At 42.3% G+C, this 305-nt stretch carries 1 pseudogene; it reads left to right on the top strand.

The annotated features are described in order from the left end of the window. Nucleotides 1-136: pseudogene (locus CWB98_RS24560) on the top strand (DcaP family trimeric outer membrane transporter); the annotation flags it as partial. Between the last annotated feature and the right edge of the window lie 169 nt (nt 137-305).

Below are 305 nucleotides of genomic sequence, written 5' to 3'. Positions count from 1 at the left end.
CAGTGCCAACTTACTGTACTCGCCGGTTAAGAAACTCACCTTCGGAGTTGAGTTTAAACACGCAGAGCGAGAAACCGAAAGCGGCGCCGATGGTGACTTAGACCGCTTACAGTTTTCTGCAAAATATGCGTTTTAGTAGGGCTTAAACTTTAAACGAGAGCCTTGCTCTGCAGACATTGGGTGACTTTTGGCCGCTTATTGAGAGCGGCTTTTTATTTTTCGCAACAAAAGTGTTTTTGCAAATCATTCTCACTTAGATTAGTCTATGCACGATTTTTAACTCTCTGTGCTAAAAGATTATGTCT

The organism is Pseudoalteromonas rubra, assembly GCF_005887115.1.
Lineage (GTDB): Bacteria > Pseudomonadota > Gammaproteobacteria > Enterobacterales > Alteromonadaceae > Pseudoalteromonas > Pseudoalteromonas rubra_F.
Note: the sequence above shows the minus strand (reverse complement) of the source record. Positions and strands in the feature narration are given on the sequence as shown.